Raw genomic sequence first — 13,136 nt, 5'->3', positions numbered from 1 at the left:
TTGTTATTTACGTGTTAAAACATCGTCGATCATGCCATACTTTTTCGCTTCCTCCGCGGTCATCCAGAAATCACGGTCGCCATCGCGCTCGATCTCCTCATAGGGTCTACCTGAATGATCCGAGATTATGGTGTACAGTTCTTTCTTAACCTTCAAGATCTCGCGAGCGGTAATCTCGATGTCTGAAGCCTGTCCTTGTACGCCGCCAAGCGGTTGATGGATCATTACACGGGAGTGCTTCAAGCCGAAACGTTTTCCCTTGGTTCCCGCCACCAATAAGACAGACGCCATAGAGGCGGCCATACCCGTACAAATCGTAGATACGTCGCTGGAGATAAACTGCATCGTGTCATAAATGCCGTAGCCCGCATATACAGAGCCACCCGGCGAATTGATATAAATAGAGATATCCTTTCCGGGATCACTGGAATCCAGATACAACAACTGCGCTTGAATCACGTTAGCGGTATAATCATCCACTTGCGTGCCCAAGAAAATAATACGGTCCATCATCAACCGAGAGAAGACATCCATTTGAGCGACATTCAGCTGTCGTTCCTCTATAATTGTCGGGGAGATATAGCTACTGGAGATGTTCATATAACTATCCAGAGCCGTACCACTCATACCTAAATGCTTTGTAGCATACTTTCTAAAATCTTCCATATTTTCTCCTATCTTTTATTTACCGAGAAGACGTAAAAAGGGATTTCCCTCTGTGACTTAACGGAAAAACAAAGTTATAAATAAATTTCTGAAAGAAACAATTTATTTCGCTATCCGCTAAGATATTTTTAGAGAGAAATCCCTTTTTTGATATAAAACAACCTCCTAAGAGGCCGAGTAAAGATCTTTTTATTCAAAAAGTTTGTTGAACTCGTCAGCGGTTACCTCCTTAACATCAAGTTCCACTTGCTCTTTCAACCAAGCAGCCAATTTCTCCTCAACCGCACGGTCGATGATGTTCTGAAGTGTTTGCTTATTTTTCAACATGTCTTTAGCGTAGTTGTCAAGTACGTCCTCAGGTACAGACAACATGCCGTATTGAGCGAACTGAGCCTTAGCCACACGTTTAGCGAAGTTCTCGATGTCAGCGTCCTCAACCTTCAAGCCGTTCTTCTTAACCAAGTTCTCCTTGATCAACTGATATTTCAAATCCTGAAGGATCTGAGGGAAGTCCTCGTCGATCTTCTCTTTCGTATTCTTCTCGTTAGCGGCAAGCAACCAACGTTTCAATAAATCGTCAGCGAAATTCAACTCGCCAGCTCTCTCAACCAACATATCACGAGTATCCGTCAAGAACTTGAAGTCACTCTGAGGAGCGAATTGCTCTGCCAAAGCTTCCTTGATCTTGTTCTTGAATTCTTCCTCGCTGGTAACCACGTTCTCGCCAAATACCTTGTCGAACAACTCTTGGTTCATCTCTGCGTCTTTATGACGGGTGATCTCCTTGATCTCAAAGCTAAAGTCGCCTGTAGTCTCAGCCACTTTCTCTTTATCGATCTTCAAGAAAGAAGCGATCTCTGCCTCAGCACCCTCGTAAGCCTTATTCGGGTTGAATACCACTACGGCATTTACTTTAGCACCGATAAATTTAGCTTTTTCTTCCTCATCCTTGATATACATAGGCATCAAGACAGCATCCTCAACAACGATACCACCTTCTTTCGGGGCACCATTCTCAAGCTCGGCTACCGTACCTTTTACCATATCTTTTTCCTCAACCTCGTCTACCTTGTCGTAAGAACCGAAGTTTGAGCGATAAGCGTTTACTTGGTTATTTAGCATTTCTTCATCGATAGCGACTTGATAGAACGGAAGTTTATCGTTCTTGCTCAACTCGATATTGATCTCCGGAGCCAAAGCCACGTCAAAACAGAATTCGAAATCCTCTTCCTTATCGAAATCCAACGGCTTTTGCTCAGTCTCGTTAGGCATCGGCTCGCCTAAGATATGCAAATCGTTCTCACGGATATACTTGAACAGATTCTCAGAAACTAATTTGTTTATCTCCTCTACCAGCACGTGCTTTCCGTACATTTTTTTAACCATGCCCATAGGAACCATGCCCTTACGGAAACCCGGTACATTGGCTTTCTGACGAAGGCTACGCAGGCTCTTGTCTACCTGATCAGCATAGTCAGCTTTCACTATTTCTAATTTCACGATACCGCTTACGGCATCATTGTTTTTAAGCGAAACGTTCATTCTGAATGATTTATTTAATTAATAGTCGTATCGAATTTTAGGTCGCAAAATTAGACTTATTCTTTTAATCGTGCAAATTTTGATCTGTTTTTATTCTTTTGTTTATATTTGGCGGCAATTATTTACCCTTTGAATGAATCATTATGAGAATAAAAGGAATATATGCTACCCGTCCGGCGATAATCCAACTTTTGATCCTCTTGCTATTCTTATTGGCTGGAGCCATTTTATCATCTATTATATCCACGGGCTTATTACTTGCGACCCACGGTTTACAGGCTGATATAACCCAAGACGCTAATTTAATGAGGCTCATTCAGTTCATCTCGGCGATCTGTACCTTTTTGCTACCATCTATCGCCATGGCTTGGATATGTAGTGACAATCCCCGCCATTATCTATCAGTCAAGAAAATCACAGACGGCAGGATCTGGATTCTCACCTTAGTTTGCGTGTTCTTATTTTCTCCGGTTATCAATTTGCTAGGATTGCTCAACAAGCAGATGGAGTTACCCGCGTTTATGGCTCCTATCGAGGAATGGATGCGGGCGCAAGAAACCCTCGCCGAACAACTGACGACGATCCTGTTATCCAGCGATAGCGTTTGGGTAATCCTGGCCAACCTTATCGTTATCGCCGTTACGGCCGGGATAACCGAGGAGTTCCTGTTCAGAGGAGCCTTGCAACGAGTGATCGGGAAATGGACCTCCAACCCTCATACGATCATATGGGTCGCCGCCATACTATTTAGCGCCTTCCATTTACAATTTTACGGATTCTTGCCCCGGATGATACTCGGAGCCTATTTCGGCTATCTACTCTATTGGAGCAAGAGCATCTGGATACCGGTGTTCGCCCACTTTGTCAATAATGCTTTCGCCGTAATAGGGATGTCGGACAGTCGTCTCAAGGATAACGAGTTTATCACAGGCGATATTCCCGCCGAGCATCTTTTGGACTTTTGTCTTATCGCCGCCTTATCTTTCCTGCTGTTCATACTGGTAAACAGGCGATTGAAACGACTGCTATAAGTCTTTCTTACGCAGCACAAAGTCTTTTCCCAAATATTTCTCGCGCACGATCTCGTTCTCGGCTAGTTGTTCGGCGGTTCCTTGGAAAAGGACTTTTCCCTCGAACAGGAGATAGGCCCGGTCACAAATACTCAATGTCTCGTACACATTGTGGTCGGTAATCAAGATTCCGATATTCTTATGTTTCAAGCGAGCCACGATTGTCTGGATATCTTGTACGGCGATCGGGTCTACACCGGCGAAAGGCTCATCCAACATAATGAACTTCGGATCGATCGCCAGACAGCGGGCAATCTCCGCACGACGCCGCTCTCCACCCGAAAGCTGGTCTCCCAAGTTTTTACGAACCTTATTCAAACCGAACTCTGAAATCAAGCTTTCCAGTTTCTCTTTTTGGTACTCAATGCTACGTCCCGTCATCTCCAAGACCGAGCGGATATTATCTTCCACCGTCATTTTTCGGAAAATCGAAGCCTCTTGCGCCAGATAGCCAATGCCGTTGCGAGCCCGCTTATAGACCGGGAATTTCGTAATCTCCATGTCATTCAAGAAGATCTTACCCTCGTTAGGAGTGACCAAACCTACTGTCATATAAAAGGTGGTCGTCTTTCCCGCTCCGTTCGGACCAAGCAAACCAACGATCTCCCCCTGTTTCACGTTAATCGATACATGATTCACGACCGTACGAGTCCTATATTTCTTTACCAAGTCCTCCGTACGGAGCACCATTCGTTGTTCGTCTGACATAAGCTACTTAAAAATTTAACGCGAATGTACGTGATAATCCGCAGATCTACATCACATACATTCGCAAAAAAGCGATAAGAGAATTTAATAATTCCACTCAGATCGCCACTCGATCACGGGTTGCTCCCCCTCGAATCGGATAGGAAGCCAGATATAACGTCCGTCTATAGCGTTCTCCGGAGTCCAACGATCTCCCATATAAATAAAGCGATCCGCATGGCCGGGTACAGGCAATACGTACGTGCTCTGAGAATAAAACGACACCTCCGAGTTCTCTCCCCTAAACGGATTTTCCAATTCCTTCCAAGGTCCCCAAATCGAGGAAGCGACCGCCGATCGTCCCGCATTCGGAGCCCAGCCCGTACAGCCGGACATAATCAAATAATATTTCCCCTTCTGTTTGAACAAGGCTGGAGCTTCCATGAAACGCCCCGGGAAGAAACGGGCGTACTTACCGGAATAACTCGTATAATCATCGGTCAGCTGCGATATATGCAAGGTACTATTCTCTTCCGAGGAATAAATATGATAAGCGATGCCATCGTCATCCACGAAAAGGTTCATATCCCTAGCCATTTGTCCGGAGATTTGGTCACGCCCCAATAAATTCAAGCTATCCGGATGGGCAGGTAACTCTCCACCGCTAAAACGTAGATCTGCGGAAAGCGTACAAGGTTGCTTATGTAGTTCCTGTACATTAACCGGCCAAAAACCGGCATTCGGACGGAAAGCGTTTACGAACGAGTAAGGCCCCGCCACGTTTTTACTGACAGCCACTCCACTCAATGCTCCCGAATAGCCAGCACCTCTCGGCTCTAAATGAAACCACATTACATATTGATCATTCTTTTTATTATAAATCACTTTCGGACGCTCCAACACGCATCCCTTAACAATATGGCTCGTCGTATCATCCGGCACGACCGATAAGGCGATTCCCTCGTCTTTCCAATTATATAAATCTTTCGACGAATAGCAATGAACGCCTACTTGAGCCAGATTTCCAGCCGAGCCCTCCGTTTTATGTTCACCAAACCAATAATAAGTATCCCCAACCCGTAGAATACCGCCACCATGAGCGTTTATATGTACCCCTTTATCATCCGGCCAAACTTCCCCCGGCTTAAAAGAAAGATCCTTCCGCAGGCAAGCCACACATAAACACAGCAAGCCGATCACTCCTAAAAGAATTCGCTTCATAAAAGTATTTTTTAGTATTTAAGAAAACAAACATAGTTAAAAAAGAGGGATGTGGCAAACTTTAATACCATAGGATTTACAAATAAAACCAATCTTGTTTCTAAGATGTTATATGGTTATTAGTGGATTTTACGCTATCTTTGCAAATTGAAATCAGAAATTTATCAAGATAAAAATGAATAAAGCATTACACAGAATGGGTGAGTATACCCTACTGATGATGAAGAGTATAACACTTCCAGACCGGTGGAGTATGTTCTTTAAGCAATTGATCAAAGAGATATACAAGCTAGGCGTGGATTCTCTTTGGATTGTCATAATCATCTCGGTCTTTATCGGTACGGTTATCGCCATCCAGATCTCCTTGAATATCAGTTCCCCCTTGATTCCTAAGTTTACGATCGGCTATACCACCCGTGAGATTATCTTGCTGGAATTCTCTTCCTCTATCATGGCACTAATCCTAGCGGGTAAAGTAGGCAGTAATATCGCCTCCGAGATCGGAACCATGCGAGTCACCGAGCAGATAGACGCCATGGAAATCATGGGTGTTAATTCAGCCAACTTCCTGATCCTTCCGAAAATGCTCGGTTTGATGATCTTTATTCCGGTATTGGTTATCTTCAGTATGTTCACCGGTATCATGGGCGGCATATTCGCCAGTTACTCAACGAGTACGGGAATGACTCCTTCCTCGTTCGAGTACGGTTTGCAATTCTACTTCAACGAGTTTTACATTTGGTATTCTATTATCAAATCCGTAGTATATGCGTTCATCATCTCATCCATCGCTGCCTATTTTGGCTATAACGTAAAGGGAGGCGCCCTAGAGGTAGGTAAGGCAAGTACGAATGCCGTGGTCATGAGCAGTATCATGATTTTACTTGCCGACGTAATATTAACCCATTTAATGCTTACTTAAAAATGATCGAAGTTAAGAATATAACGAAGTCTTTCGATGGACGTGTCGTCTTGAAAGATATAAGTACGACGTTCGAGGATGGTAAGACGAATCTGATCATCGGACGAAGCGGTTCGGGTAAAACGGTAATGATCAAGAATATCATCGGGTTAATGAAACCTGATACCGGACAGATATTATACGACGGCAGAGACTTGATCACGATGAACAAGCATGAGTTAAATATGCTGCGTCGGGAAATGGGTATGTTGTTCCAAGGTTCCGCTTTATTCGACAGCATGACGGTAATGGAAAACGTAATGTTTCCTTTAGATATGTTCTCTAAAGACTCAACAAAAGAGCGCAGGAAACGTGCGGAATTCTGTTTGGAACGTGTAAACCTGTCCGAGGCTGGACATCTATATCCTTCCGAGATCAGTGGAGGTATGATGAAACGTGCCGCCATCGCAAGAGCGATCTCCCTAAATCCTAAATACCTGTTCTGCGATGAGCCGAACTCCGGACTAGACCCCAAGACTTCTCTATTGATTGATGATTTGATTCACGACATTACGGTGGAGTACAATATGACGACCGTTATCAATACCCACGACATGAACTCCGTGATGAATATTGGTGATAATATCATCTTTATTAAGGAAGGCGTGAAGGAATGGCAAGGAACAAAAGAGCAGGTAATCACCTCTAATAACCAAGCGTTGAACGATTTCATCTTTGCGTCCGACCTGTTCAGGAAAGTAAAAGAAGTAGAAATGCTCCAAGAGGAAGGGTAAGTTAACATACTTGGCAAAGTATCTTAACTTCATCGGCTAAGTATCTTAACTTAAATGGCAAAGTATCTTAACATACTTCGCCATTTAAGCCAGCTTACTTTTTCCACTTATTTTTTATAGACCAAACACGTCCTTGATCTTATCTGCATAATCCAATTTCTCCCATGTGAATAACTCCACATCACAAGTAACCGGCTTCTGCAAATAACGGGAAGAGAATGTCTTCGTCACCGTCTGGGGTTTGCGTCCCATATGACCATAAGAAGCGGTCTCGAAATAAATCGGGTTACGCAATTTCAAACGCTCCTCGATCGCTTTCGGACGCATATCGAAGATATCCCAGATCTTAGCGGCGATCTCTCCGTCCGTCATATTCACCTTCGCACGGCCAAAAGTATTCACGAAAATATTCATCGGTTTAGCCACACCGATCGCATAAGACACCTGTACCAGCATCTCATCCGCCACACCGGCGGCAACCATATTCTTAGCGATATGACGAGCGGCATAAGCAGCCGAACGGTCTACCTTAGAAGGGTCCTTTCCAGAGAAAGCACCACCGCCATGAGCACCTTTGCCACCGTATGTATCCACGATGATCTTACGGCCGGTCAAACCGGTATCACCGTGAGGACCACCGATCACGAACTTACCGGTCGGGTTCACGTGATAAATGATATTATCATTAAACAAAGCCTGTACATGAGCCGGATATTGAGCCTTCACACGAGGTATCAATATCTTCTTCACGTCTAAGGCGATCCTCTTTTGCATAGCCTCATCCGCTTCCTTCTGTGAAATACCTTTCGGACCGATAAACTCATCATGCTGCGTGGATACCACAATCGTATCGATACGCAACGGCTTACCGTTATCATCGTATTCAATCGTAACCTGACTCTTAGCGTCCGGACGCAAATAAGGCATCAAATCCGGTTCTTCCTTACGGATCTTCGCCAATTCCCATAATAAACTATGAGATAAGTCCAACGCCAAAGGCATATAATTCTCAGTCTCATTAGTAGCATAACCGAACATCATACCTTGGTCGCCGGCACCCTGCTCATAGGGATCCGCACGCTCTACGCCACGGTTGATGTCGCCACTCTGCTCATGGATAGAAGAGAACACACCACATGACTTCGCTTCAAACTGGTACTCGCTTTTCGTGTAACCAATCTTCTCGATCACGCCACGTGCCACTTCCTGCACATCCACATACGCACTTGATTTAACTTCTCCAGCCAAGACAACCTGTCCGGTTGTAACAAGGGTTTCGCAAGCAACTTTCGAATTCTTGTCATACGCCAAGAACTCATCCAGCAAAGCATCCGATATTTGATCGGCTACTTTATCGGGGTGCCCTTCAGACACCGATTCGGAGGTGAATAAATAACTCATCGTTTTAAATTGAAAATTGAGAATTGAAAATTGAGAATTAGGGGATAAACCACAGGTCGCAATTGACAATGCTCGTTAGTTATTAATCTATGACTGAATTGAACTTGGAAGGATTTTTCTGCCGGACGGCAACGAAAAGGATATGTTTTTAGCATTTTTTCCCGTGGTTGCAAGCAATACAAATCTATCCACGTCAATTCATTCGCAAAGATACGCAATAATTGAGAATTGAAAGTTGAAAATTGAAAATTATTTCTTCTTTTTGGAATTACGTAAGGCTTTTTTATATTTAAAACCGGCCTTCCATTTCGCTGAATCAGAGCCATGTGTCCCTTTCAAGAAATCAGAGAACTTGATTTTCTTACCATTCGAATCTTCCGCTTCGCCTTTCGCTTTCTTGAAGACGATCCCTTGCGTCATCGCTTTATTAATTTCTTTATTCATAACTCAAATCTCGTAGTTCATAATTAAAACTTATAATTCGGATAAAAGTTCACGCATCGTCTTGCCAAACACAGGATGTTTCACCGACGGAGCTACTTCTGCCAACGGTTCCATTACAAACGACCGTTTGTGCATCAGAGGGTGCGGTAGCGTCAGCCGCTCCGTATGCAGGATTTGCTCATCCACCATTAACAGATCGATATCGATGATACGGTCATGATACGCACCGTCACTTTTTTCGATACGTCCCATCTCGATCTCGATCAAACGGGTAGCGTCTAATAATTCCATAGGGGAAAGTTCCGTCGTCATAACGATCACGGCGTTCAAGAAAGTGTTGTCCGATTCAAATCCCCAAGGCTCCGTCTCATACATATCAGAAAGGGCAAGAACATCTCCCACCCTTTCAGCCAACAGCGCCGCCGCTGTCACCAAATTTCCTCGTTTATTACCTACGTTCGTACCTAATCCAAGGTAAGCTGTCGCCATAGAAACCGGATTAAAGGATTAGCATAGCGTCGCCGTAAGCACCGAAACGATATTTCTCTTTCAAAGCGATATCGTAAGCGTCCATGATCAACTCATAACCACCGAAAGAAGCTGTCATCATCAATAATGTAGACAACGGCATGTGGAAATTTGTCACCATGCTGGTAGCCACGCTGAAATCATACGGAGGGAAGATAAACTTATTCGTCCAGCCCTCGAACTCTTTCAGATGACCATCCGTACTTACGGCCGTCTCGATCGCACGCATCACGGAAGTTCCAACCGCACAAACCTTGTGCCCCTCATCCTTTCCCTTGTTCACGATATCCACTACATCGGCATTTACGACCATTTGCTCAGAATCCATCTTATGCTTTGTCAAATCTTCCACGTCGATCTCACGGAAATTACCCAAGCCCGAATGCAATGTCAAGAAAGCGAACTGGCAATCCTTGATCTCCAAACGTTTCATCAACTCACGGCTAAAATGCAATCCCGCGGCAGGAGCCACAACCGCACCTTCTTCCGCAGCGAAAATATTCTGATAACGATCCTCGTCTTCCGGTTCCACCTCACGTTCGATATACTTAGGCAGCGGAGTCTCGCCCAAGGCATACAAAGCCTTCTTAAACTCGTCGTGGTTCCCGTCATATAAGAAACGGAGCGTACGACCACGCGAAGTCGTATTATCAATTACCTCCGCGACCATGGAATCATCCTCGCCAAAGTATAACTTATTACCGATACGGATCTTACGAGCCGGATCCACCAATACGTCCCACAAACGTAAGTCCTCGTTCAGCTCGCGCAACAAGAACACCTCGATACGCGCCCCTGTTTTCTCCTTGTTACCGTACAAGCGAGCGGGGAACACTTTCGTGTTATTAAAGATAAACACGTCACCTTTTCCATAATAGTCTAGAATATCCTTGAATTCGCGATGCTCGATCTCACCCGTATCACGATGAACGACCATCAACCTCGACTCATCTCTGTTCTTCGCCGGATGTAAAGCGATTAATTCCGACGGTAAGTTAAATTTGAATTTCGAAAGCTTCATAATGCACTCTATTTATTTTTCTTCTTCTATTTTTACCACATTCTTCTCTAAGAAATCATCGATCTCCTCCGGAGACATACACATATCCAAAGTTACCTCTCCGATGCGAGTCCGTTCCAATCCAATCAAATGAGCGCCAGAATCCAAGGCCTTCCCGATATCACGAGCCAACGCACGAATATAGGTACCTTTGCTACATACCACCCGTATCTTTATAACAGGCAAATCACACTCCAGCAACTCCAGTTCGTCTATAACCAATGTCTTGGATTTTAGTTCAACCTCCTCTCCTTTCCGGGCTAGCTCATAAGCACGTTTACCTTCGATTTTGCAAGCGGAGAACACCGGGGGAATCTGTTGGATCGTACCCACGAATGTCTTTAAAACCTCCTCCACGAGCTCACGGGTTATATGTTCCGTGGGATACACGGCGTCTATCTCTTTCTCCAAATCGAAAGACGGGGTAGTCTCTCCCAACTTCAACGTAGCGATATATTCCTTCGTCTGATATTGAAACTCATCGATCCGCTTCGTAGCCCTTCCGGTACAAACGATCATCACACCTGTAGCCAAGGGATCCAGTGTCCCCGCATGTCCAACTTTAATCTTCTTTACCTTCAGTTTCCGACTTAGCTTATAGCGAAATTTATTAACTAGGTCAAAAGAAGTCCACGTTAGCGGTTTATTAAAATATAAAATCTCTCCAGCTATAAAATCCATTCTTTATTTCAGTAATGTACAAGCAATTGTCACCAATCCCGCAATCGCGCAATAGATAGCGAAATAAATCAGTTTCCCCTTTTTCACGATGTTGATCATCCATTTACAGGCCACGCAACCGGAAACAAAAGCGGCCACGAAACCTACCGCTAATGATAATGCGGGAATGCTCCCGGCCACATCTTCACCTTTCACCATCTTCATCACATCCAACAACGCCTCTCCCAAGATCGGAGGTATTACCATCAAGAAAGAGAACTGGGCTAGTTTCGCCTTATTATTTCCCAATAACAAACCGGTAGCGATCGTTGATCCGGAACGTGACAAACCCGGCATCACGGCGCAAGCCTGAGCCAGACCGATAATAAAAGCGTCTTTCATCGAGATCGACTCTTTCTGGCGTGGTTTGGCATAATACGAAAATGCCAGCAAAGCCGCCGTCAATAGCAGCATACAACCAACGACCAATAAACCTGATCCAAAGATTTGTTCTACCGTATCTTTAAAGAATACCCCAACGATCCCGATCGGAATCATGGAAATCAAGATATTAATCACATACTTCGTCTCCGCGTTCATCTGAAATTTAAACAAACCACGGAATATCCAATCGATTTCCTTCCATAAAACCACTAACGTACTGAATACGGTCGCCACATGCACGACGATCGTAAACGCAAGATTCTCCTCTCCCTCTATACCAAACAAAGCTGAGCCAATCGCTAAATGACCGCTACTGCTCACCGGCAGATATTCGGTCAATCCCTGTACGATACCCAGTATCAAGGCCTCAAACCAACTCATTCTGTTACTTCTTTATCTTTGCTATTCTTCAAGATTCCAAAAATCATCATCACGAAACCGATAACCGTAACCACCGGAGCTACCACGATACGGCGGGCGCTGAATATATCGGGATTGAACGTATTATCCCCGGAACCTCCACCACTCATCAATATGAAACCAAGCACGATGCAGGCAACCGCTACCGCAATCAGTATAAAATTCTCTTTTCCGAAAGCAAAATCTCTTTTAGCCATCTTTCTCAACTCTTTATTATTCGTACATTAAATATAATACAACTTATCGCCCCCCATCCGCAAATATTTATTCACGGCAAAAATGGTCGCGATCACGGACAAGACAATACCTAAAGCAAACACTGCCACATAAACCAATAATAATGTTTGCATATCCAATATCTGGATAAAACCTTTCAATTCATTTTGCAAATAATATAACGCTCCGGTTAGCATCAATATTGCCAAGATAGAGGCGAAAATGCCACTTACTATGTTATATTTCACAAAAGGCCTACGTATAAAGCCGGAAGTAGCCCCCACTAGCTTCATCGTATGAATTAAGAATCGTTTGGAATAAATCAACAGGCGGATCGTATTACTGATCAACACGAACGAGATAATCATCAGTACCGCAGCCAAGGTTAGCAGGATCAAGCCCAACCGCTTCATATTATTATGGACCATCTCCATCATATCCTTTCGGTAAAGCAGCTCCGAGACCGACGTATAGTTTCTAATCTTCTTCTCTATCACTTGAAGGCTATCGGGGTTGGCGTACTCCGAATGCAGTTTCACCTCAATCGAGGCCTGTAAAGGGTTAAAGCCTAAGAAGGTTTCCGGATTCTCGCCCAATTCTTCTTCCAACTCTTTCGCAGCTTGTTCTTTCGATATATACTCGGTAGATTTTATAAAAGGAAGAGCGTCCAAGCTCTTCTGCATTTTCTTTATCTCAGTTTCTTTTTGGTTATCTTTCAATACGATGGAGAAAGATAAGTTCTCTTTCACATAAACGGAGAGTCTATTACCCAACATCCCTATCAATAGAATGAGTCCTAGCAAGAATAGTACCAAGGAGATACTAATAACAGACGTAAGCCGGGAGTTAAAGAAAGAAACAGAACTAACTTTTTTATTTTCAGCCATCAGACTCTCACTTATTAACGTTAAATAAATTAAGGAGATGCGTACAGAGAACACACCTCCCAATTTTCTTGCAAAAGAACGAATAAAATAAGTAAGCCGAAAGGGTTTTAGAATATTTAACCTCTACAACTCTAACAAAGGCTATTCGTACATATACAATGATAAAAAAGAAGACCGCCGGAACTGAGTATTCCT

15 protein-coding genes are annotated in these 13,136 nt (G+C 43.9%); 3 read left to right on the top strand and 12 right to left on the bottom strand.

All coding sequences use genetic code 11. From position 1 onward, the window contains the following. Positions 1–3 precede the first annotated feature (3 nt). Positions 4–666, bottom strand: a complete 663-nt coding sequence (gene clpP / locus CI959_RS10925; protein ID WP_005853931.1) for an ATP-dependent Clp endopeptidase proteolytic subunit ClpP — start codon at positions 664–666, stop codon at positions 4–6. A gap of 189 nt (positions 667–855) precedes the next feature. Further along, positions 856–2,208 carry a trigger factor gene (gene tig, locus CI959_RS10920; protein ID WP_005853929.1) on the bottom strand — a complete coding sequence of 451 codons (1,353 nt, stop codon included), beginning with the start codon at positions 2,206–2,208 and terminating at the stop codon, positions 856–858. A gap of 143 nt (positions 2,209–2,351) precedes the next feature. Between tig and CI959_RS10915 the strand changes: the two genes are divergently transcribed. Further along, positions 2,352–3,239: a CPBP family intramembrane glutamic endopeptidase gene (locus tag CI959_RS10915; RefSeq protein WP_057317374.1), complete on the top strand. Its 888-nt coding sequence runs from the start codon at positions 2,352–2,354 to the stop codon at positions 3,237–3,239. Here CI959_RS10915 and lptB read toward each other — a convergent pair. Then, positions 3,234–3,986, bottom strand: a complete 753-nt coding sequence (lptB, locus tag CI959_RS10910) for an LPS export ABC transporter ATP-binding protein (protein ID WP_008779931.1) — start codon at positions 3,984–3,986, stop codon at positions 3,234–3,236. The two genes, CI959_RS10915 and lptB, sit on opposite strands and share 6 nt — an antisense overlap. An 84-nt stretch (positions 3,987–4,070) precedes the next feature. Further along, on the bottom strand, positions 4,071–5,186 hold the full coding sequence (locus CI959_RS10905) for a glycoside hydrolase family 43 protein (RefSeq protein ID WP_057317373.1): 1,116 nt from the start codon (positions 5,184–5,186) through the stop codon (positions 4,071–4,073). A gap of 175 nt (positions 5,187–5,361) precedes the next feature. On the opposite strand from CI959_RS10905, the gene CI959_RS10900 reads away from it, so the two are divergent. Further along, positions 5,362–6,108 carry an ABC transporter permease gene (locus CI959_RS10900; RefSeq protein ID WP_008773770.1) on the top strand — a complete coding sequence of 249 codons (747 nt, stop codon included), beginning with the start codon at positions 5,362–5,364 and terminating at the stop codon, positions 6,106–6,108. Between the two features lie 2 nt (positions 6,109–6,110). Further along, on the top strand, positions 6,111–6,881 hold the full coding sequence (locus tag CI959_RS10895; protein WP_005853918.1) for an ABC transporter ATP-binding protein: 771 nt from the start codon (positions 6,111–6,113) through the stop codon (positions 6,879–6,881). Positions 6,882–6,995: 114 nt separating this feature from the next. Here the strand turns inward: CI959_RS10895 and metK are convergent, their stop codons facing one another. From metK to CI959_RS10855, 8 genes are all read right to left on the bottom strand, one after another. After that, complete coding sequence (gene metK, locus CI959_RS10890) at positions 6,996–8,282, bottom strand: methionine adenosyltransferase (RefSeq protein WP_005867099.1); 1,287 nt, start codon at positions 8,280–8,282, stop codon at positions 6,996–6,998. Between the two features lie 249 nt (positions 8,283–8,531). Then, positions 8,532–8,726, bottom strand: coding sequence for a hypothetical protein (locus tag CI959_RS10885; RefSeq protein WP_008778718.1), 195 nt, complete (start codon positions 8,724–8,726; stop codon positions 8,532–8,534). A gap of 30 nt (positions 8,727–8,756) precedes the next feature. Beyond that, positions 8,757–9,215 carry a 2-amino-4-hydroxy-6-hydroxymethyldihydropteridine diphosphokinase gene (gene folK, locus CI959_RS10880; RefSeq protein WP_005867096.1) on the bottom strand — a complete coding sequence of 153 codons (459 nt, stop codon included), beginning with the start codon at positions 9,213–9,215 and terminating at the stop codon, positions 8,757–8,759. 10 nt (positions 9,216–9,225) lie between these two features. Continuing rightward, positions 9,226–10,275, bottom strand: coding sequence for a tRNA preQ1(34) S-adenosylmethionine ribosyltransferase-isomerase QueA (gene queA, locus CI959_RS10875; protein WP_005853911.1), 1,050 nt, complete (start codon positions 10,273–10,275; stop codon positions 9,226–9,228). Positions 10,276–10,287: 12 nt separating this feature from the next. Next, positions 10,288–10,995, bottom strand: coding sequence for a tRNA pseudouridine(55) synthase TruB (gene truB, locus CI959_RS10870; RefSeq protein WP_005867095.1), 708 nt, complete (start codon positions 10,993–10,995; stop codon positions 10,288–10,290). A 3-nt stretch (positions 10,996–10,998) separates the two neighbouring features. Further along, positions 10,999–11,799: an undecaprenyl-diphosphate phosphatase gene (locus CI959_RS10865; protein ID WP_005867094.1), complete on the bottom strand. Its 801-nt coding sequence runs from the start codon at positions 11,797–11,799 to the stop codon at positions 10,999–11,001. Next, entirely contained in the window at positions 11,796–12,035 is a 240-nt protein-coding gene (locus CI959_RS10860; RefSeq protein ID WP_005853907.1) for a DUF3098 domain-containing protein, read from the bottom strand. The genes CI959_RS10865 and CI959_RS10860 overlap by 4 nt, the downstream gene beginning before the upstream one ends. 27 nt (positions 12,036–12,062) lie before the next feature. Next, positions 12,063–12,941, bottom strand: coding sequence for an ABC transporter permease (locus CI959_RS10855; protein ID WP_057317372.1), 879 nt, complete (start codon positions 12,939–12,941; stop codon positions 12,063–12,065). Positions 12,942–13,136 lie beyond the last annotated feature (195 nt).

This window comes from Parabacteroides sp. AT13 (genome assembly GCF_002272965.1).
In the GTDB taxonomy this organism is placed as follows: Bacteria; Bacteroidota; Bacteroidia; order Bacteroidales; family Tannerellaceae; genus Parabacteroides; species Parabacteroides distasonis.
The sequence above is the reverse complement of the archived record's forward strand: the minus strand, read 5'-3'. Positions and strand labels throughout refer to the sequence as shown.